The sequence below is a fragment of the Pseudoclavibacter sp. AY1F1 genome, assembly GCF_002931075.1.
Classification (GTDB): domain Bacteria; phylum Actinomycetota; class Actinomycetes; order Actinomycetales; family Microbacteriaceae; genus Pseudoclavibacter.
This window is the reverse complement of the sequence record NZ_PSTQ01000001.1, coordinates 435,563-455,509: the sequence shown is the minus strand read 5'-3', so window position 1 is coordinate 455,509 and position 19,947 is coordinate 435,563. Positions and strand designations below refer to the sequence as shown.

Annotated in this window: 18 protein-coding genes and 1 tRNA gene; 9 read left to right on the top strand and 10 right to left on the bottom strand. The window is 67.9% G+C overall.

What is annotated here, in order from left to right:
* The first annotated feature begins 15 nt into the window (after positions 1 to 15).
* From C5B85_RS02145 to C5B85_RS02130, 4 genes are all read left to right on the top strand, one after another.
* Positions 16 to 88: transfer RNA gene (locus C5B85_RS02145), tRNA-Arg, on the top strand.
* 367 nt (positions 89 to 455) lie between these two features.
* Positions 456 to 743, top strand: a complete 288-nt coding sequence (locus C5B85_RS19070) for an FmdB family zinc ribbon protein (protein WP_181064234.1) — start codon at positions 456 to 458, stop codon at positions 741 to 743.
* Between the two features lie 79 nt (positions 744 to 822).
* A complete protein-coding gene (gene fmdA, locus C5B85_RS02135; protein ID WP_104284404.1) occupies positions 823 to 2,076 on the top strand; it encodes a formamidase in 1,254 nt (417 codons plus the stop codon).
* Between the two features lie 108 nt (positions 2,077 to 2,184).
* Positions 2,185 to 3,669 (top strand): SDR family NAD(P)-dependent oxidoreductase, encoded by a 1,485-nt coding sequence (locus C5B85_RS02130; RefSeq protein ID WP_104284403.1) that lies wholly within the window; start codon positions 2,185 to 2,187, stop codon positions 3,667 to 3,669.
* Positions 3,670 to 3,703: 34 nt separating this feature from the next.
* Here C5B85_RS02130 and C5B85_RS02125 read toward each other — a convergent pair whose 3' ends face one another.
* Together C5B85_RS02125 and C5B85_RS02120 are read right to left on the bottom strand one after the other, a co-directional pair.
* Positions 3,704 to 4,534: a siderophore-interacting protein gene (locus tag C5B85_RS02125; RefSeq protein WP_104284402.1), complete on the bottom strand. Its 831-nt coding sequence runs from the start codon at positions 4,532 to 4,534 to the stop codon at positions 3,704 to 3,706.
* A 73-nt stretch (positions 4,535 to 4,607) separates the two neighbouring features.
* Positions 4,608 to 4,910, bottom strand: a complete 303-nt coding sequence (locus tag C5B85_RS02120) for a DivIVA domain-containing protein (RefSeq protein WP_181064233.1) — start codon at positions 4,908 to 4,910, stop codon at positions 4,608 to 4,610.
* Positions 4,911 to 5,132: 222 nt separating this feature from the next.
* On the opposite strand from C5B85_RS02120, the gene C5B85_RS02115 reads away from it, so the two are divergent.
* The 3 genes from C5B85_RS02115 to C5B85_RS02105 all read left to right on the top strand — a co-directional run bounded on the left by C5B85_RS02115 (position 5,133) and on the right by C5B85_RS02105 (position 8,729).
* Positions 5,133 to 7,283 (top strand): TPM domain-containing protein, encoded by a 2,151-nt coding sequence (locus C5B85_RS02115; protein WP_181064232.1) that lies wholly within the window; start codon positions 5,133 to 5,135, stop codon positions 7,281 to 7,283.
* 98 nt (positions 7,284 to 7,381) lie between these two features.
* Complete coding sequence (locus tag C5B85_RS02110) at positions 7,382 to 8,137, top strand: PspA/IM30 family protein (RefSeq protein WP_104284399.1); 756 nt, start codon at positions 7,382 to 7,384, stop codon at positions 8,135 to 8,137.
* 163 nt (positions 8,138 to 8,300) lie between these two features.
* Positions 8,301 to 8,729, top strand: a complete 429-nt coding sequence (locus C5B85_RS02105; RefSeq protein WP_104284398.1) for a Fe-S oxidoreductase — start codon at positions 8,301 to 8,303, stop codon at positions 8,727 to 8,729.
* A 61-nt stretch (positions 8,730 to 8,790) separates the two neighbouring features.
* Here the strand turns inward: C5B85_RS02105 and C5B85_RS02100 are convergent, their stop codons facing one another.
* The 4 genes from C5B85_RS02100 to C5B85_RS02085 are packed head-to-tail and all read right to left on the bottom strand — an operon-like array spanning position 8,791 to position 12,560.
* Positions 8,791 to 10,242, bottom strand: a complete 1,452-nt coding sequence (locus tag C5B85_RS02100) for an amidase (RefSeq protein WP_104284397.1) — start codon at positions 10,240 to 10,242, stop codon at positions 8,791 to 8,793.
* 49 nt (positions 10,243 to 10,291) lie between these two features.
* Complete coding sequence (locus C5B85_RS02095) at positions 10,292 to 11,005, bottom strand: uracil-DNA glycosylase (protein ID WP_258070542.1); 714 nt, start codon at positions 11,003 to 11,005, stop codon at positions 10,292 to 10,294.
* Between the two features lie 5 nt (positions 11,006 to 11,010).
* The gene (locus C5B85_RS02090) at positions 11,011 to 11,742 is read right to left on the bottom strand and encodes a Type 1 glutamine amidotransferase-like domain-containing protein (RefSeq protein WP_104284395.1); all 732 of its coding nucleotides are present in this window, start codon (positions 11,740 to 11,742) and stop codon (positions 11,011 to 11,013) included.
* A complete protein-coding gene (locus C5B85_RS02085; RefSeq protein WP_104284394.1) occupies positions 11,739 to 12,560 on the bottom strand; it encodes an SDR family oxidoreductase in 822 nt (273 codons plus the stop codon). The genes C5B85_RS02090 and C5B85_RS02085 overlap by 4 nt, the downstream gene beginning before the upstream one ends.
* 144 nt (positions 12,561 to 12,704) lie before the next feature.
* Here C5B85_RS02085 and C5B85_RS02080 point away from each other — a divergent pair, with 144 nt between their 5' ends.
* Positions 12,705 to 13,994: a bifunctional o-acetylhomoserine/o-acetylserine sulfhydrylase gene (locus C5B85_RS02080; protein WP_104284393.1), complete on the top strand. Its 1,290-nt coding sequence runs from the start codon at positions 12,705 to 12,707 to the stop codon at positions 13,992 to 13,994.
* Between the two features lie 28 nt (positions 13,995 to 14,022).
* Entirely contained in the window at positions 14,023 to 15,231 is a 1,209-nt protein-coding gene (locus C5B85_RS02075; RefSeq protein WP_104284392.1) for a homoserine O-acetyltransferase, read from the top strand.
* Here the strand turns inward: C5B85_RS02075 and C5B85_RS02070 are convergent.
* The 4 genes from C5B85_RS02070 to C5B85_RS02055 all read right to left on the bottom strand — a co-directional run bounded on the left by C5B85_RS02070 (position 15,124) and on the right by C5B85_RS02055 (position 19,914).
* Positions 15,124 to 16,509 (bottom strand): glycosyltransferase 87 family protein, encoded by a 1,386-nt coding sequence (locus C5B85_RS02070; protein WP_104284391.1) that lies wholly within the window; start codon positions 16,507 to 16,509, stop codon positions 15,124 to 15,126. The genes C5B85_RS02075 and C5B85_RS02070 overlap by 108 nt on opposite strands.
* A gap of 20 nt (positions 16,510 to 16,529) precedes the next feature.
* Positions 16,530 to 17,465, bottom strand: coding sequence for an ADP/ATP-dependent (S)-NAD(P)H-hydrate dehydratase (locus tag C5B85_RS02065; RefSeq protein ID WP_181064231.1), 936 nt, complete (start codon positions 17,463 to 17,465; stop codon positions 16,530 to 16,532).
* A 66-nt stretch (positions 17,466 to 17,531) separates the two neighbouring features.
* Positions 17,532 to 18,575, bottom strand: a complete 1,044-nt coding sequence (locus tag C5B85_RS02060; protein ID WP_104284389.1) for a hemolysin family protein — start codon at positions 18,573 to 18,575, stop codon at positions 17,532 to 17,534.
* Entirely contained in the window at positions 18,568 to 19,914 is a 1,347-nt protein-coding gene (locus C5B85_RS02055; RefSeq protein WP_104284388.1) for a hemolysin family protein, read from the bottom strand. The genes C5B85_RS02060 and C5B85_RS02055 overlap by 8 nt, the downstream gene beginning before the upstream one ends.
* Between the last annotated feature and the right edge of the window lie 33 nt (positions 19,915 to 19,947).

The following is a 19,947-nucleotide window of genomic DNA, read 5'->3' as shown; positions in this document are numbered from 1 at the left end:
CATCTGCGGCGCTTCGCCTCCGTAGCTCAGTGGATAGAGCACCGGTTTCCGGTACCGAAGGTCGCAGGTTCGACTCCTGTCGGGGGCACATTCTGATGTCGCGAGACGTCACGACGGCCCGGCTCTGCATCGCAGCGCCGGGCCGTTTCTGCGTGGGGTCGCCTCCGAACGTGCGAAGGTCTGCGCGGCAGGTAGTCGTTTTGCGGGCGGACTCCTCACAGCCGCCCTGTACTGGACGCCGAGTTCTGCAGTTTCCGAGGTGCCTTGTCCAGGTGTCCCGCGTCGATTCACCCTCGAAGAGTCGGTGTCGATCTCGCGGCACGCGCTTCCGCGATGCTCCACCTGGCTGCGATCACCACCTCGACACCGCACCAAGCAAGGCGCGACAGGGCGCCGTTGACAGGCGAGGAGGCTCACCGCTACGGTCAGCAGTACCTCGACGAGGGGAGGCAACGATGCCCACCTACACGTACCGATGCTCTGACTCGCACGGCTTCGACGAGGTGCACCCGATGACCTCAGTCCCGGATGCTTCTACCTGCCCTGAGTGCGGTGGCGACGCGCGGCGCCGGCCCGCCGCCCCGCACCTCTCCGCCGTTGCCTCCTCCGCCTACGGTCTCATCGACGCCGCGGCGAGGTCCGCGCACGAACCCAGCGTCGTGAATTCCCTCCCCGGTGCCGCCCGTCGAGCCGGCACTGGGATCACCCGCAACCCTCTCCACGCCAAGCTGCCACGACACTGACGTCGTGGGGCTGGCACCAACCGACTCAGGCTGCCGCCAACCAGGAGACGGCTCGGGTCACCGATGAAAGGACCGCCCCATGCCAGACGTGCTGTTTCCTCTCGACTCGTCGAAGAAGTTCGAGGACCAGGAGAAGGTCGGCCACAACAGGTGGCACCCGGAGATCCCGCCAGTCGCCACCGTGAAGCCAGGAGACGAATTCCGCGTCGACTGCCGGGAGTGGTTCGATGGCGCGATCGTCAACGACGACTCGGCCGAGGACATCCTGAACGCGCCGCTCCTCACGGTGCACAAGCTCAGCGGTCCGTTCCGCGTGGAGGGCGCTAAGCCCGGGGACCTCCTCATCGTCGACATCCTCGACGTCGGGCCCATCCCGCAGGAGAAGGGCCCGCTCGCTGGCCAGGGGTGGGGCTACACGGGGATCTTCGCGAAGAAGAACGGCGGCGGCTTCCTCACCGATCAGTTCCCGGATGCGTACAAGGCGATCTGGGACTTCAGCGGACAGACCGCGACTTCCCGCCACGTGCCGGGGGTGTCCTTCACGGGCCTCATCCACCCGGGGCTGATGGGCACGGCACCGTCGGCAGAACTGCTCTCGAAGTGGAACGCCCGGGAGGGCAAGCTCATCGCAACCGACCCGGGACGTGTGCCCCCGCTCGCCCTCCCGCCAGAGCCGCAGTTCGCGGTGCTCGGCTCGCTGCCTGATTCGGAGTTCGACCGAGTCGCCGGCGAGGCAGCTCGGACCGCGCCTCCGCGAGAGAACGGCGGAAACCAGGACATCAAGAATCTTTCCAAGGGCACCCGCATCTTCTACCCCGTCTTCGTGGACGGAGCGAATCTCTCGATGGGCGACCTGCACTTCTCGCAGGGCGACGGCGAGATCACGTTCTGCGGCGCCATCGAGATGGGCGGGTTCATGGATGTGCGGGTCGACGTCATCAAGGGCGGCATGGACACGTACGGCGTCTCGGAGAACGCGATCTTCATGCCAGGCAATGTCGAGCCGAACTACAGCGAGTGGATCGCGTTCAGCGGCACCTCCGTGACGCTGGACGGCGAGCAGCGCTATCTCGACTCGCACCTGTCCTACCAGCGCGCCTGCCTGCACGCGATCGACTACCTCACGAAGTTCGGCTACGCGCCGGAGCAGGCCTACCTGCTGCTCGGCTCGGCGCCCATCGAGGGCCGCCTGTCGGGTGTCGTGGACATTCCCAACTCCTGTTCCACGGTGTACCTGCCGACCGCGATCTTCGACTTCGACGTGCGGCCCTCTGCAAGCGGTCCGTACCAGATCGACCCTGGCATGGGGGCTCCCCGAGCCGTCGCGTCCTAGAGGCAGGTCCGAAACCAAGGGCGGTCAGGGGCAGGCGCGTATGGCGCGCCTGCCCGCTGGCCTCTACAATCTCGTGTGCCTTCCGAGACTCCAGACGAGACGCCCACGGTGACGCCGGACGATGCGACCGACGCGAACGCTGCGCCGACCCGCATCGATGAAGCCGACCTCGCGACGACCCTGCGGGTGCTCGAGCAGCTGTCGGAGTACGACAGAGAAGACCCCGACTTCATCACCGTGCGCCGCGCGACGGCGCAGTTCTTCAAGGACGTGAAGCGAGTCGGGCGTGCGGCCAAGCGCCAGCGCATCGCCGACGCCGACAAGGCCGTTGTCGCCGCCACCGCGACCGGAGCGCCCGACCGCATCGACGACGAGACTCGCGGCATCCCGATCTCCACTTCGACGACGGCCCCGACGGCCGGAGAGCTGCTCAAGGCGCGTGCCTGCTACATCTGCAAGCAGCCGTACACGACCGTCGACGCTTTCTACCACCAGCTCTGCCCGGACTGCGCGGCCTTCAGCCACGCGAAACGAGATGCGCGAGCCGACCTGACCGGCAAGCGCGCGCTGCTCACGGGCGGCCGGGCGAAGATCGGCATGTACATCGCGCTTCGCCTGCTCCGCGATGGCGCGCACACGACCATCACGACACGCTTCCCGAAGGATGCCGTGCGACGTTTCTCTGCCCTGCCGGACTCGGCCGAGTGGATCGACCGCCTGAAGATCGTCGGCATCGATCTCCGCGACCCCGCTCAGGTGATGGGGCTCGCCGATTCCGTCACCGCCGCGGGGCCCCTCGACATCCTCATCAACAACGCCGCGCAGACGGTGCGTCGCTCCCCCGGCGCGTACGCTCCGCTCGTGGAGGCTGAGCTCGCCCCGCTGCCGGACGGCCCGCTGCCCGAGCTGGTGACGTTCGGGCACACGAACGACGCGCATCCGCTTGCCCTCGCCGAGTCGGTCGCGGCGCACCCGATCCTGTCGTCGGCCGCCGGTCGAACCGCGGAAGAGTTGACAGCGGATGCGATGGCAGCAGGCTCGTCGTCGCTCGAGCGCCTCGCTGCCGGCACCGCCATCGACGCCGGTGGCCTTCTGCCAGACGAGCTGCACATCAACTCGTGGACGCAGCACGTCGACGAGGTCGAGCCCCTCGAGATGCTCGAAGTGCAGCTGGCCAACATGACGGCGCCGTTCCTCCTCGTGAGCAGACTGCGCGGCGCCCTCAAGTCGTCACCGTCTCGCCGCACCTACATCGTCAACGTCTCCGCCATGGAGGGCGTCTTCGGCCGCGGGTACAAGGGACCTGGACACCCGCACACGAACATGGCGAAGGCCGCCCTCAACATGCTCACTCGAACGAGCGCACGGGAGATGTTCGAGAGCGACCGCATCCTCATGACCGCCGTCGACACCGGCTGGATCACGGACGAGCGCCCCCACTTCACCAAGATCCGCCTCGCCGAGGAAGGCTTCCACGCCCCCCTCGACCTGGTTGACGGTGCCGCGCGAGTGTACGACCCGATCGTGCGCGGCGAGGCTGGCGAGGATCTCTTCGGTGTCTTCCTCAAGGACTACGCGCCGGGCTCCTGGTAGGCAACCGCGCACCCGGGTCGGCAGCGCTCCCAGGTCAGAAGATCTGGCCGACCGGCTCACGCTTCTCGCTCTGGAAGGCATCCTCGGTGCGTCCGGCGGCCCAGTATCCGGAGAGGGACAGCTGCGCACGGTCGACGCCACGCGCCGAGAAGTTCTTCCTGAGCCGCTTCATCTGCTCGCGCTCGCCGTGAGCGAAGACTTGGACCACGCCATGGGGGAATTCGAGCTCCTCGACGGCCGCCGCCAGCAGCTGACGGTCGTATCCGCCGTGCTCGCCCCGGTGGAGCCACGTGAGGGTGACGCCCTCCGGAGCAGAGAGCTCGATGTGGTCTTCGTCTCCCGCCACCTCCACGAGCACCGCGCCCTTCGCATCCACCGGCATCGCCTCGAGCGTGCGAGCTATGGCAGGCAGCGCGGACTCGTCGCCGCAGATGAGATGCCAGTCGCTCTCGGGCAGCGGAGAGTATGCACCGTGTGGTGTGGTCCCGACGATGACGTCGCCTGGCCGGGCGTCACGAGCCCAGGGGCCAGCAACTCCGGAGTCGCCGTGCACGACGAAGTCGATAGAGACCGTTCCCGTCGCACGGTCAATGCCACGCACCGTGTAGGTGCGGCGAACGGGGACCTGATCGATCGGCAGCGTCGCGCGCAGCTCTTGCAGGTCGAAGGGGAGCTCGAGCTCGCCGACGCCTCCTCCGAAGTGCAGCTTGAGGTAGGCGTCGGCGTGCTCGATGTCGAAGTCGTCCAGGTCAGCCCCCGACAGGTGAACGCGGACCAGGGAGCGACTGAGGCGCTCGGTGCGTTCGACGGTCAGGCGGACGTTCGGTCCACGCTTGCGTGGCTTCTGGGCGACGGCGTCTGTCACTGTGCTGAACTCCTGGATCGGGGTCGGGGGTTAGGTCAGCCTAACAAACCACGATGGGAGTCAGCTCCGGTGCCTAGGCGTCAGCGACACCCTCTGCGCCGGTCTCGCTCTCGTAGCTCCCGAGTGCCGTAGCGAGTTCCTCGAGGAACACGTCGACCTCCTGGGCGGAATAGCCACGCTCGTAGACGCGAGAGGTGAACTTGACCGCCTCGACCTCGTGGGCCGTGACGATCTGAGCCTGATCCGGCTCGCCGTTCTCGTGCCCCTCGAGGGCGGCGGCTGCCTGGTCCAGGAACTGGTCGACCTCCCTGACGTCGTAACAGCCATCGAACTTCAGTGCATTGAACCGCTTGGTGCGTACATCTTCACTTCGCACGTTGAATCTCCTGTGTCTCATGTGAAAACCGGACAAGGAGTGCTTGTCCGGTGCACGACAATTCTACGGAACTCCATGCGGAATCACACATCGACGCCAGAATGTCACGCAGTGCTCACCTGCGAAAGCAGCTGTTCGCCGCATGTTCACTCGTGGCGTCACCACGCGCAGAACAATCACGTTCTTCACGGCTTGACCCCGCTAGCGTTACGAGGAAGGCCGATGACAGGCCAGAAAGGGGTCTCCGTGCGTCGTGCGCTCTCACTGCTCGGCATCGTTGCCGCAGCATTCCTCGGAACAAGTGCGCCAGCATCCGCCGAGGTCTCTCCGATCACTTCTTCCCCATCTTCCCCTGGCATCGCCCCCGCCGTGAGCCCCGGCTCGCCTGACGGGCACATCTTCGACCCGGGTGGGCTCGTCACACAGGACGCGTCCGACATCGAGCAGGCGATCTCGACCCTCGAGTCGGAGACCGACTACACGATGTATTTCGCGATCGTCGACCGCTTCTCGAGCCCGAGCGCCGGGTTCGACTGGGCAAGCGAGTTCGCCGAGGTCAACAACCTCGGCTCAGACGCCGTGATCCTCTACGTCGGCGTCGACCAGCTCGACTTCGGGCTCAACTCCTCCAGCAGCTTCCCCATCGGCGACGGCGCACTCCGAGACATCGAGACGCAGTCGATAGCCCCGAATCTCGACGCGGGTGAGTACGGTCAGGCCGCGATCTCAGCCGCTGATTCCCTGCGACAGGAGCTCACCGGCTCCGGGACGGCTTCCGGAGGCACGGGAGGCGGGGAGTTCGCACAGGCGACCGGGGCGGCAGTCGGCTCGATCTTCCTGTTCGTCGGCGGTTTCATCGTTGTCGTGGCGCTCATCATCCTCTTTGTTGTTCTTCGCGCACGACGCAAGAAGAAGCAGGGACAGCAGGCGACAGAAGCGCAGCGCAAGGCACAGCTCGCGGAGCTCGCCCAGCGTGCGGCTGGCGAACTCGTCCGCGTCGACAACCTCGTCACTGCCGCCGACCAGGAAGTGAGCTTCGCAGAGGCCCAGTTCGGCGCAGAACCGGTGGCCGAGTATCGCGCAGCGGTTGCGGATGCGCGTGAGCAGCTGCGTCGCGCCTTCGACGTCCAGGGCCAGTACCTCGACGCTCACCCCGAGCCAGAGCCCGCCAAGGTGCAGATGAACGAGGCGATCCTCGGATTCGTCGGCCAGGCTGAACAGCGGGTCGCCGAGCAGGCGGCCCGCTTCGAGAAGCTCCGCGACATGGAGCGCAACGCTCCCGAGCTCCTCAGGCAGGTCCGGGGCGAACTCGACCGCCTGGAAGGACAGATGCAGGGAGCAGAGTCCCAGCTGACCGCGCTGCGCGCGCGCTACAGCGCACAAGCCCTGTCCACCGTCGACGACTCGACCCACCACGCACGGGAGCTGCTGGCCCTCGCGCGCACCGAGACCCAGAACGCCGACGGCGGACTCCGCGAGGGACGCACGGGTCCCGCCGCCGTCGACATCAGCGACGCACAGCTTGCGCTTGCTCAGGTCAGCTCCGTGCTCGGTTCGATCGGTGCCGCGGCGAGCGACCTGGAGAACGCGGAGCAGCTCATCCGGCAGGAGATCGGCGAGCTGGAATCCGGGCTGGCACGCAGTGCGCAGCTCGTCCAGCAGGCGTCCCTGCAGCCGGACGTCGCCGCGGCCGCAGCCGCAGCTCAGACCGCAGCGCACGAGGCGATCGGCCGGGCACGCTCCGGTGGCGCATCGGCGGCGGATCCGCTCCGGACTCTGGGAGCACTGCGCGAAGCAGACGAGGCGCTCGACACCGCGATTGCCTCGCTCCTGCAGGAGCACGAGCGCCTCGCGGGACTCCGCAGGCAGCTCGACGTTGCACTCGCACAAGCACGTTCCGCGGTCACAGGTGGCCTGCAGTTCATCGAAGGTCGCCGCGGGGCTGTCGAAAGCGAACCCCGCGCGCGCATCCAACAGGCTGAGACCGAGCTCCGGACCGCCGAGCAGCTCGCGGCGACGCAGCCGGAAGAGGCCATGCAGCGGGCCAAGAGCGCCATCAGCCTCGCCGAGCGGGCGACCGAGCAGGCCAGGAATCAAGTGCAATCGCAGCGCAGCGGCTACGAGCAGAGTTGGGGCATGTCGTCCGGGTCCAGCTCGCGCAGCAACTTCGATTCAGGGCTCCTTGGCGGGATCCTCGGCGGCCTCATCAGCAACAGCGGCTCGTCAAGCCGCAGTTCCTGGGGAGGCGGCAGCTCGTGGGGCGGCAGCTCCGGTCGTCGCTCGAGCGGCGGTTCCTCCGGGTTCAGGTCGTCCGGCGGTTTCCGTTCATCAGGCGGCGGCTTCCGCTCGTCGGGCGGCGGCAGAAGGCGCTGACGACCAGCGTCCAGCCGGACGCTCACCAACTCACAACCTCACAGCACGGCCATCCACCAGGGACCAACAGGGCCCGACCAGCAAAAAGGAAGCAATCGATGTCCAACAAGCAGTCCATCTTCGGACGAATCAGCCAGCTCGTCCGCGCGAACATCAATTCGCTCATCGACAACGCGGAAGACCCGCAGCTCATGATCGACCAGCTCATTCGCGACTTCACCTCGAACATCAAGGAGGCTGAGTCGGCCATCGCGCAGACCATCGGCCAGCTGCGGATGCTTGAAGACGACTATCGCGAAGACGTCCAGGCCGCATCGGAGTGGGGCAACAAGGCGCTCGCCGCGAGCCGCAAGGCCGACGAGCTCCGCGCCGCAAACGACGAGGTCGACGCGCAGAAGTTCGACAACCTCGCAAAGGTCGCTCTCTCGCGCCAGATCGAGGCTGAGACCGAGGCACGGACGGCAGAGCCGCAGATCCGAGCCCAGACGCAGGTCGTCGACCAGCTCAAGGGCGGACTCGAGGGGATGCGCGAGAAGCTGCGCCAGCTCGGCGCCAAGCGCGACCAGCTCGCCGCGCGCGCCAAGACAGCTGAGGCTCAGCAGAAGGTCAACGAGGCCCTCGGCAGCATCAACGTCATGGACCCGACAAGCGACCTCGGCCGCTTCGAGGAGAAGGTGCGCCGCCAGGAGGCCCTCGTCCGCGGCCAGCAGGAGCTGCAGACGTCCAGCCTCGACTCGCAGTTCAACCAGCTCGAGGACCTCGGCAAGCTGACCGAGGTGGAGGCCCGCCTTGCTGCGCTCAAGCAGGGGCAGCGCGCACCGGCAGCCATCGACGCGCCAGAGCAGAGCTTCTAAGGCCCAGGTTCATACCGAGCGCCAGCTAGCGTTCGCCGCTGGGACCCGTCGCACACGGTCGGGTCTCAGCGGCGTTCTTCTCGCCGCGCTCTCCTCCCCGCGTGCTCCTCCCCGCGTTCTCCTCCCCCGCGGTCCCGCCGACAGCGAACGAAGGTCACCACCTATGAACCCTCTCAAGCGGGTCTTCCTCGACTCCCCGATCTCACGCCTCGGTTACCACGCGGCGACAGCCGTCGGATTGGCCGTTGGTGTCCCACTCTCGACCGGGCGGGTGGAAGTGCACGACGGACTCATCGTGTGTCGTGGCCTTCCCAAATGGGCCTTCCGGAGGGGTGGCACGTGCGTCGGCCGCGTCTACCTGACCCGCGACGTCGTCGGCGAGCGCGTGTTCCGGCACGAGCGCGTGCATGTGGAGCAGTGGAAGCGCTACGGTTTCCTCTTCCCGCCGCTGTATTGGCTCGCGGGCTTCGACCCCCTCAAGAACCGCTTCGAGATCGAGGCAGGGCTCGAAGACGGCAACTACCTGCCGCCGAGGCGCCGGCCTGCGGCGCGCGAGCAGCGGGCAGCCGAGGGGCCACCGACGGACCACTGACGGACCACTGACGGACTGCTCGCGGACCGCTTGCGGATGATCGCGCTTCGCTACGCGCGTCTCACCACGTGGGCGGGTACTGATGCGACCAGTTGATCTCCCGTTCGAGCTCGTTCGACAGCTGCAGTAGCGTCGCTTCGTCTCCGGGGCGCCCGATCGCCTGCACGCCGACGGGCAGTCCGAGCGCTGAGCCTGCCGGCATCGTGATGGCCGGCAGCCCAGTCACGTTCACGTACGACGTGTACGGCGTGAACTGGCATTGTTGCTCGAAGTTGCGTTCTCCGTCGACCGCGTCGAACCAGCCAAGCGGCCTCGGTGTCTGAGCGAGGGTCGGCGTAAGCACCACGTCGAACCGCGAGTACTGCTCGATGATGCTGCGCTCGAAGTCGGCCAGCGTCGCGAGCGACTGCGCGAGTTCTGACGCCAGCTTCGTCCGGCCCACCCCGACCAGCCAGCGGGTCAGCGGTTCGAGAACTTCGAGAGCCTCGCCCTCGAGCGGGATCGTGGCGGCACCGGCCTGCCAGACAGTGCGGAACGCGTCGAAGTAGTCAGGCGCATCCGGTGGCGTGAAGGCGACGAGCTGGTGCCCCAGACGCGCTAGGTGTTCCTTGCTCTCCTCGAAGACGGCGGCGACGTCGCGGTCGAGGTCGATCTCGTAGCGCGTCGCCCACGGCGACCACGTGTTGAACCCGATGCGGAGACGCCGCAGCGGCGTCTCCAACGAGTCAAGGTGGGAGCGCTCACCGGCGGGCGCGGTGAGGGCGCTCCGGTCCGCCTGGCGCCCGTCAGCCCTTCTGGCGATCATGCCGTCGAGCAGGAGCGCCGCATCCGCGGTGCTCCTCGCGATCGGCCCGGACACGGGAAGCCCCGCGAGCGAGCCGACACCGGAACCGTCCGGCACGCGGCCGCGGCTCGGCTTGAGCCCAACAAGGCCACATGCCGAAGCGGGAATGCGAATCGACCCTCCCCCGTCGGAGCCGGGCGCGAACGGCAGGAGCCCCGCAGCGACAGCGGCAGCCGCGCCTCCCGAGGAACCACCGGCGCCACGACCGGTGCCCCACGGCGTGAGGGCCGGGGCTACGACGGCGTTCTCGGTGTAGGCCGGGAGCCCGAACTCCGGAGTGTTCGTCTTTCCCAGGCTCACGCCGCCAGCCGCGTCCATGGTCGCCACGAGCGGCGAGCTCTGCTCAGGGACATACCCCACGAACGCGCGCGAGCCGAACGTCGTCGGGACTCCCTCGCGTGGCTCGAGGTCCTTGTCTGCGAAGGGCAGGCCCCACAGCGGCGCGCTGAGTCGATCACGACGCCGCGATCCTGCCTCCGGGTTGTCCTGGAGCTGCCGCGCTCGTGCGAGCGCCCGCTCAGGAGTCACGGTGATGAAGGCACCGGACGCATTTGCGTCGGCTTCGATGCGGGCGAGGTAGGCGCTCGCGAGGTCGACGGGCGTGAGCTCACCGCTTGCGAGGAGTTCCCGCAGCCTGACGGCTCCGAGTTCATGCAGGTGCTCGCTCATGGTGGACCTTTCGTTTGTCGGCTCCGGGATGCGCCCAACTCGGGCTGGGCTAGAACAAGTGGGGCTGCGAGCCGAGGGCGTCAGCCGTCTCGACGCGCCAGTCGATTGGGTCCGCGCCCTGTTGACGCAGCAGCTCGTTGACCTTGGAGAAGGGTCTCGAGCCGAAGAAGCCTCTGGAAGCGGAAAGCGGACTCGGGTGCGGACTCTCGACGCGCGGAGTACTGCCGAGCAGCGGCGCAAGCGCTTGGGCATCCTTGCCCCAGAGGAGCGCGACCAGCGGGCGATTCCTGGCGACCAGCGCTTCGATGGCCGCATCGGTGACCGTCTGCCACCCGAACCCCCTATGGGACCCAGCGGCACCGGGACGGACCGTCAGCACCCGGTTCAGGAGCAGCACGCCCTGCTCGCTCCACCGCGAGAGGTCGCCGGTGGCAGCCGGCTCGATGCCAAGGTCGTCCCGCAGCTCGCGGTAGATGTTGGCGAGACTCCGCGGCAGCGGCCGCACATGCCGATCAGTGGCGAAGGAGAGCCCGATGGGGTGCCCGACGGTCGGGTATGGGTCCTGCCCCACGATGAGCACCCGCACGTCGTCGAGCGGGAGCTGGAACGCCCGGAGCACCTGCTCGCGTGCGGGCATGAACCCGGCTCCGGACGCAGCCTCGACCTCGAGTCGCTCCTCGATCTGGGCGATCTCGCCCGTCACGGGCTCGAGGGCGCGAGCCCAGCCCGGATCGAGCCTCCCGAACCCACCGAATCCCCGCATCCCGGTCATTCGGGTGCGCGGCTCGACGAAACCGTGACTCCGCCTTCTCCTGCCGTGAGCTGCCAGACGCTGCCGGAGCCGAGGATCTCGAGGGCACCCTCGCCGACCTTCAGCACCGTGTCCTCGTCTATGGCGAGGATCCGCTCGGCGAGACCCGCCTCGATGCTCGCGGCACACAAGGCCACGAGACCCCACTGCGCAGCGTGCGCCTCGATGGTGAGGTCGACCAGCCCGAGCCCGGCCTCGAGGGTGACCTCGTCGAGGCCTTCACCGGATTCCTCGGGGGCGACCGGAACGCCGCCGATACGCCAGCCCCCGATGATGGCCTCGTCCGCCGCGATCGCGGCGCCAGCCGAGTAGCCCAGGTACGAGACGCCCTCGCTCACGAGGCGACGGATGTCGGTCGCGAGCGGGGCAAGGGCTGCGAGGTAGGCAGGAGTGTGCCCGCCGGCCACGAGGATCGCGTGAACCGTCGAGAAGCTCGCGAGATCGATCTCGTCGAGCGGCTCGCCTGCCTCATTGCTGCGGGCGAGCACTGGCGTCGCGAGGACGCCTGGGTCAAGCGATCTCAGTCGGTCGGCAAACCAGTCGGCGATGGGAGCCGGTGCTTCTCCGACCGCGATGACCGCGACCACCGGGGTATCCCCACCCGCCCGAAGCCGTGCCTCGCTCGCCAGCTGGGAGAGCGCCAGTTCGACACCTGGGCCGTCTCCGCCGCCCACCAGGAAAATGCTCATTCGCCGGACTCCTTCGTCGTGGTCTTCATCTCGAGGGGGCCCCTGTGCAGCTGGAACTGCTCGCGCTGCGCGACCGGCCTTACGATGAGCTCGTCGACGTTCACGTGGCCGGGCAGCTGAAGCGCAAGCTGGATCGTCGCCGCGATGTCGTCCGCCGTCAGCGGGTGATCGACCCCCTCGTAGAGCTTCGCCGCGGACTCGCTGTCGCCGCGCATCCGCTTGAGCGTGAACTCGTCGGTGTGCACCATTCCCGGAGCGATGTCGATGACCCGGATCGGCTCGCCGCCCAGCTCGAGGCGCAGCACGCCGATCATGGCCGCCTCCGCGGCCTTGGTCGCAACGTACCCGCCGCCGCCCTGGTAGATGACTCGCCCTGCCGTCGACGTCACGGTCACAATGTCGGCGTGCGGGAACTCGTCTTCGCTGCTCGCGGCCGACGCACGCAGAAGCGGCAGCAGCGCCGTGATGACACGCTTCGTGCCGAGCACGTTGAGCTCGAACATCCGCTGCCAGTCGTCGATGCTGCTCGCCTCGACACTCTCCGTGCCGAAAGCCCCGCCCGCGACGTTCACGAGCGCCTCGACCTCACCGAGCCGAGCGGCGTGCTCGCGCAGCTCGGCCACGAAGGCGTCATCGGTGATGTCACCGGCAAGGACCTCGGCGCCGGTCTCAGCGGCAAGCTCCTCGAGGCGGTCGGCACGACGCGCCGTCGCGAGCACGGTCCTCCCCTCGGCGCGCAGCGACCTCACCGTCGACCGGCCGATACCGCTGCTTGCCCCCGTGACCACAACCACACGCGTTCTCTGTTCTTCAGGCATGCGTCCATCGTGGCATGCGGCCGCTCTCCCCGCCTGACACGCGTGACGATTTGTGTCCCGCTCCGTTGCCCACTCGCGAGCCCACTGCCACACTCGGTGCCACCCGGCTGTCCAGTCGGGTCGCAGCCGACCCGGAGGCTACCTATGACCCAGAGCTTCGAGACCAGGCAGATCCACGCCGGTTCCGCCCCTGACCCGACGACCAACGCCGTCGTCACCCCGATCTACCAGACGACCTCGTACGTGTTCGACGACGCACAGCACGCGGCCGACCTCTTCTCCCTCTCGCGCGCCGGCAACATCTACACGCGCATCACGAACCCGACGACCGCAGTGCTCGAAGCACGCATCGCTGACCTCGAAGGTGGCAGCGGAGCCCTCGCCCTCGCCTCCGGTCAGGCGGCCGAGACCTTCGCGATCCTCAACATCGCGGGTGCCGGCGACCACATCGTGTCATCGACCTCCATCTACGGCGGCACGTTCAACCTCTTCAAGTACACGTTCGCGAAGCTCGGCATCGACGTCACCTTCGTCGAGGACCAGAACAACCCGGACGCGTGGCGGGCGGCGGCCAAGGACAACACGAAGCTCTTCTTCGGCGAGACGATCGGCAACCCCGCCGTCAACATCCTCGACATCGAGGCCGTCGCGAACGTCGCCCACGAGGTCGGGGTGCCGCTCATCGTGGACAACACCATCGCGACCCCATTCCTCATCCGTCCGTTCGAGCACGGAGCGGACATCGTCGTCCACTCCGCGACGAAGTTCCTCGGCGGCCACGGCGCCGTCATCGGCGGCGTCATCGTCGACGGCGGCACCTTCGCCTGGGACGAGCACAAGGACCGCTTCCCCGGCCTCTCCGAGCCCGACCCGAGCTACGACGGCCTCAGCTACACGGGCGCGCTCGGCAACGCCAACGCCTTCCACACCAAGGCGCGCGTCCAGCTGCTACGCGACATCGGCGCGTCCATCGCGCCTGCATCCTCATGGCAGATCCTCCAGGGCGTCGAGACCCTCAGCCTGCGCATGGAGCGGCACGTCTCCAACGCCACCACCATCGCTGGCTGGCTGCAGGGCCACGCCGAGGTGCAGAACGTGAACTACGCCGGCCTCGAGTCGAGCCCGTGGAACGCACTCGCGCAGCGCTACGCCCCCAACGGCGCCGGCGCCATCCTGTCGTTCGAACTGCGTGGCGGCGTCGAAGCGGGCCGCAAGCTCGTCGAGCGGGTCAAGCTCTTCAGCCACCTCGCGAACATCGGCGACGTGCGAAGCCTCATCGTGCACCCGCCGTCGACGACCCACTCGCAGCTCACGCCAGAGCAGCTCCTCGCCTCGGGCATCAACCCGGGCCTCGTGCGCCTCTCCGTGGGCCTCGAGAACGTGGACGACCTCATCGCGGACCTCTCGCAGGCCCTCGACTCGCTTCGCGCGTAAGCGCGGGGTAGCCGCTAGCCTGGCGCTGATGGACTGGACAGATCACGGCATCTCGCCGCCAAGCGGCAGAATCCCGAACGACGAATTGCGGGCGGTCTCACTGAGGCCGCCCGCCTCGGGTGCTTGGCGCGACGGCGACGACGTCGGACACCGGCAGTTCGCCTGGCTCGGTGCCTTCAGCCCCGAGCACGGCGGCGAGCTCCCGCTCATCCGACTCGCCTACGAGACGTGGGGCACGCTCAACGCGGACAGGTCGAACGCGATCCTCGTGCTGCACGCCCTCACCGGCGACTCGCACGTCGAAGGCCTCCTAGGCCCAGGGCATCCGACCGCCGGCTGGTGGCCTGGCATCATCGGGCCTGGCGCTCCCCTCGACACCGACCGCTACTTCGTCATCGCGCCGAACATGCTCGGCGGCTGCCAGGGCTCGACCGGACCCGCGAGCTTCGACTCCCGCGGAAACGCGTACGGGTCCTCGTTCCCGGTGCTCACGATCCGCGACCAGGTCCTCGCACAATCACTCCTCGCCGACGAGCTCGGCATCTCGACCTTCGCCGCCATCATCGGCGGCTCGATGGGTGGGATGCACGCGCTCGAGTGGGGCATCATGTTCCCCGATCGCACGAGGCGCCTTGTCGTGATGAGCGCGCCCGCCGCGTCGGACGCGCAGACCATCGCGCAGAACACGCTCCAGATCGAGGCGGTCAGACTCGACCCGAACTTCAACGGCGGCGACTATGCGGACGAGCCAGCCGGCTTCGGCCCGCACCGCGGCCTCGCTCTGGCTCGGCGTCTCGCGATGCTCAACTACAGGTCGGGCACGGAGCTCGACGACCGATTCGGCCGGAGCTGGCAGTCGAACCTGAGTCCTGAGCAGGACGAGGGTCGCTACGCCGTCGAGTCCTATCTCGACTTCCACGGGAACCGGTTCACGCGCCGCTTCGACGCGAACAGCTACATCACGCTGTTGACGGCCATGAGCTCGCACAACGTCGGTCGTGACCGCGGAGGCGTGGACGCGGCGCTGGCGCGGGTCACCGCATCCACGATGGTCATCGGCATCTCAACAGACGTGCTCTTCCCGCCAGAGACGCAGCACCGCATCGCGGCCGGCGTGCAGAACAGCTACTCAGGAGACCGGGCCGTCACGATCAGATCGAACTTCGGCCACGACGGATTCCTGCTCGAGATCCACCACGTCGGTGACGCGATCCGCTCCATGCTCGCGAACGGCTGACACCGCAGGGGCGGCGGTGCGCGAGGCGCGTGCAGACGCCGTCCCCACGCCTCGCCTGCTCCGCGGCCACATCGCCCAGAGCGACCAGACGAGCAGCACCACGAGCAGGCCGTTTCGGCCCGCGAGCAGGGCCACGCCAGCGGAGTGGGCATCGGTCACGAAGTTGTAGTTGCCCGGGTAGATGATCTGCGTGAGCCAGGCGATGCACAGGGCGATGCCGGCAGGCAGCGCGAAGCGCCGCACGTCGACGATGAGTCCGAACACGATGACCGGGGCGAGCCAGGTGATGAACTGCGGCGAGCCGACCTTGTTGAACACGATGAACGAGAGCACAAGCGCGAGCGAGAGGGCCGGGAAGAGGCGCGTGAATGGCATCCCGCGGCGCTTCGAGACGAGCGCCAGCAGGACGACGCCGAGCACTGCTACCGCGAGCACCGGAGTGAGCAGCGCGCTCACGAACTCGGTGCCGGGCCCGTCGACCTGGAACGTCAAGATCTCCATGGAGTAGTAGGCGTCGTAGCCGGGAATCTGCATCGACGCGAGCCACATCGGCACGGTTGCTGCGACGGCCTCGACCTGGAGCCCACGGCCTGTCTGCTCAGTCACGAACGAGAAGACGTTCGAGCCACCGCCCAGCGCCAACGCGGGGATGAGTACAGCGGCGCAGACCACCACCGCGCCAGCCGCCAGCCAGAGGCGGTGACGCAGGACGATGAACGCGGCCGCGAACACGGCGGCCGGCCAGATCTTGAGCCAGGCGCCGAAGGTCAGCAGCGCACCGGCGATCTCGGGCCGACGGCGGAGAGCGAGCAGGGCGAGAATCGCGATGGGCACGCTCACGGCGTCGATCCTGCCGAGGGCGACCGGACCGAGCAGCGCCATGAGTGCAAGCCACCACCAGGCGGCGATCTGACGCAGGCGGGCGTTCGGAGCCGCCGGTCGCCAGAGCGTCAGGGCCGCAAACGCTACGGCGTTGCCCGCGGCGACGACAAGCAGCCAGCCCAGGCCGTAGTTCGCCTGTCCGCCAACGACGTCGGCGAGCAGCATGGGCAGCAGCGAGGGCAGCGGATACACGAAGGTCGCGTCGATGCCGGGCACCTGCCCGAGCTGCGCCTGGTCGACCCAGCCGCGGTACACCTGGAAGACGTCGCCCATGGGGTTCGAGAGCGAGTAGAGATTCACGAGGATCAGCACGTAATGGACGCCCGCGAAGGCAAGCCAGAGTGTCACGATCGAGAGAGGGCCTCGCCAATGACGGGCGATCCACGACGTAGTCATGCCGGACAAGCTACCCCAGCTCAGGCGTGGAGCTTGGACGCCACGAGTGCGCCGACGAGGCGTGGAAGGACCGCGGTCGCGTCGCTCGCCCTGATCGGGGCGCCTGGGCCATGCACCCTGAGCTCGTCGATCGGCGCCAGAAGGTCGGTGGAAGCGGCTGTGTTGCCGGCGTTCAGCTGCGACGCCAGCCAGCCGGCTCTGGCGTGCAGCCAGACGGCCGCCGCCGCGAGCTGCTGCGGCTCAGGCTGCTCGGCCACCTCACGCTTCGAGGCGACGGCGCTCAGCGCGCCCATCGCCCCAGCGAGCACGTCGCCGGTTCCCGCCGTCGCCAGCCAGGCACCCGGCGCATCCACGATGATCGTGGGTCCGTCGCCGGCGATGTAGGTGCGGTGCCCCTTGAGCACCAGCGTGCAGCCGAGGCGATCGGTCACGAGCCGGACGGCCTGCTCCGGCTCCTTGATGACATCGGTGGCGTGCACCTCGGTGTTCTCGAGCTTCGTGATGAGGGCTGCGAGCTCGGCCGCGTGCGGCGTGAGGATGCAGCGGCGAACGTGGTGACCGCCAAGCACCCGCTTGGCGATCTGGCCGAGCGCGCCGGAGTCGGCGATGACCGTGGCGTCCAGCTCGCGGGCGCGGTCGAGGGCTTCGCGAGCCTCGCTGGTCCGGCGGACGTCTTTCGGATCGACGCCTGACCCCACAACGAGCGCATCGAAGGATGCGAGGTCGGCGACGACCTCGGGACTCTGCCACAGCACAGCCTTGGTCTCGGCCTCGCCGCCGGAGTAGCGCACCATCCCGATGCCGGTCGCGAGTGCGGCCCTCGTCCCGAGGACGGCAGCCCCCGGGTAGTGCGTCGAACCGGTAACGAAGGCGGCGACACCCCTGCGGTACTTGTGGTCGTCCTCACGCGGCGCGAACACACTGGCAGCGGCGTCTTGAGCATCGAATTCCCTCACCCGGCCATCCTGGTCCCTCTTGGACGACACGCCAAGTCGGCTCCCAGGCCGAGCAGGAGTCGGAGCTCAGTGCCTGGCCGTCGCGTCCCGGATCTCTCCCACGAGTTCCTCGATGATGTCCTCCAGGAACAGCACGCCGAGCGTCGTGCCCTCGCGGTCGAGCACGCGAGCCAGGTGACTTCCCGTGCGGCGCATCGTCGCCAGGGCATCCTCGAGGTCCGCCTCGTCGTGCATCGAGTCGAGCGAGCGGACGCGCTTCGCCGGGATCGGCTGGTCGAACTCGCCAGGCTCGTCGAGGTCGAGCACGTCCTTGAGGTGCACGTACCCTGCGTAGCCGCCTTCCTCGTCGAGGATGATGTAGCGCGAGTAGCCATGCTCGGAGACCGCGCGCTGCAGCATCTCGGGGGTCGCGTCCGGCGGGAGCACAACCAGCTGCTCGCCGGCGATCGCCACCGAGGCCACCTTCTTCGCCGTGAACTCGAAGGTGTTCGAGAGCGTGCCCGCGCGGTCCATGAGCACACCCTCCCGCTTCGATTGCTCGACGATGCCCGCCACCTCGTCGAAGGTGAAGGCGCTTGTCGTCTCTGCTTTGGGCTCGACCCCGAAGAGGCGCAGGGTGGTGTTCGCGATGCCGTTGAGGGCCCAGATCACCGGGGCGAACAGCCGAGAGAAGAACACGAGCGGAGGCGCGAGGAGGAGCGCGGCGCGATCGGGCACCGAGAATGAGATGTTCTTCGGGACCATCTCGCCGAGCACGACGTGCAGGTAGGAGACGACGATGAGGGCGATGACAAACGCGATCGTCGAGATCATCTCCTCGCCGAGACCGGTCGCCGAGAGTGGGATCTCGAGAAGGTGGTGCAGCGCTGGCTCCGACACGTTCAGGATGAGCAACGAGCAGACCGTGATGCCGAGCTGGCTGGTCGCGAGCATTCCCGTCGCATGCTCCATCGCGTAGAGCGTCTGCTGCGCCGCCTTGCTGCCACGCTCGGCACGGGGCTCGATCTGCGAGCGCTTCGCCGAGATAACGGCGAACTCAGCCCCGACGAAGAAGGCGTTTGCCGCCAGGAGGACCACAAGCCAGGCAAGTCCAGACCAATACTCAGCCACGGTGCTCCTTCTCGGCGTGCTGGTCGGCGAGGCGCTGCATGAGTGCCTCCCTCGACTCGTAGGACTCGTTCGGGGTGAACGCGACGCGGTCCACGCGGCGTCCCTCCATCCGCTCGACGCGGAACGTGCCGACGGGAACCTGCACCTCGTCGCCGACGGACGGGATGCGCTCGAGCGCGTTCATCATGAAGCCCGCGACGGTCTCGAACGGGCCGTCGTCGTCGAGCTCGATGTTCAGCCGGTCTCGCACCTCGTCTGGCCGGAGCATGCCGTCGAAGGTCGTGCGCCCCTTGGCCATCACCACGTCCAGGTGGGCGCGGTCGTGCTCGTCGACGAGCTCGCCGACGATCTCCTCGACGAGGTCCTCGAGGGTCACCACGCCGTTGGTTCCGCCGTACTCGTCGAGGACGACGGCGAGCTGGAACCCGCCGGAGCGCAGCTCGGCGAGCAGCGCATCCAGGCCAAGCGTCTCAGGGACAAGCAGCGCATCGGTCTTGATGGCGCCGACAGGGACAGTGCGCCGACGTTCAAGCGGGAGGGAGACGGCGTTCTTCAAGTGCGCGACGCCGACAATCTCATCGATGTCCTCGCCGGTCACCGGGAACCGCGAGTGTCCCGTCGACTTCGCGAGGTCGATGAGCTCCTGCACCGGGGCGTCGACCGCGATCGACTGCACACGCGGCCTCGGCGTCATGACGTCGGCCGCGATGTGATCCGAGAAGCGCAGCGTGCGGCTCAGCAGGACGGCACGCTCACCCTCGAGGATCCCGACCAGCGCGGAACGCCGAACGAGGCTCGACAACTCTTCTGCCGTGCGAGCGCCGGACAGCTCCTCCTTGGGCTCGATCCCGAAGGACCGGATGATGCCGTTCGCGCTGCCGTTGAGCACCGCGACCGCCGGTCGGAAGACGGTCGTGAACGCCACCTGGAGCGGAATCAGGAACTTGGCCGTGGTGCGGGGCACGGCGAGCGCGAAGTTCTTCGGGATGAGCTCCCCCACGACCATGGAGAGTGCCGTCGCGATGACGATCGCGAGGACGGCGCCGACGGGCCGCACGGCATCCGCTGGCAACCCGACCGCGCCAAGCGGGGTCGCCAGGAGCGACGAGATCGCGGGCTCCATCGTGTAGCCGGTGAGGAGCGTGGTGAGCGTGATGCCGAGCTGCGCGCTCGAAAGGTGCGTCGACGTGTGCTTGAGCGCGTTGATCGTCGGGGTGAGCCGCTTCTCACCCCGCTCGCGCCGCTTCTCGAGGTCGTTGCGGTCGAGGTTCACCAGAGCGAACTCAGACCCGACGAAGACACCGGTACCGAGCGTCAGCAGGACACCGATGCCGAGCATGACCCACTCGTTCACGAGTCGTCACCGCCACGA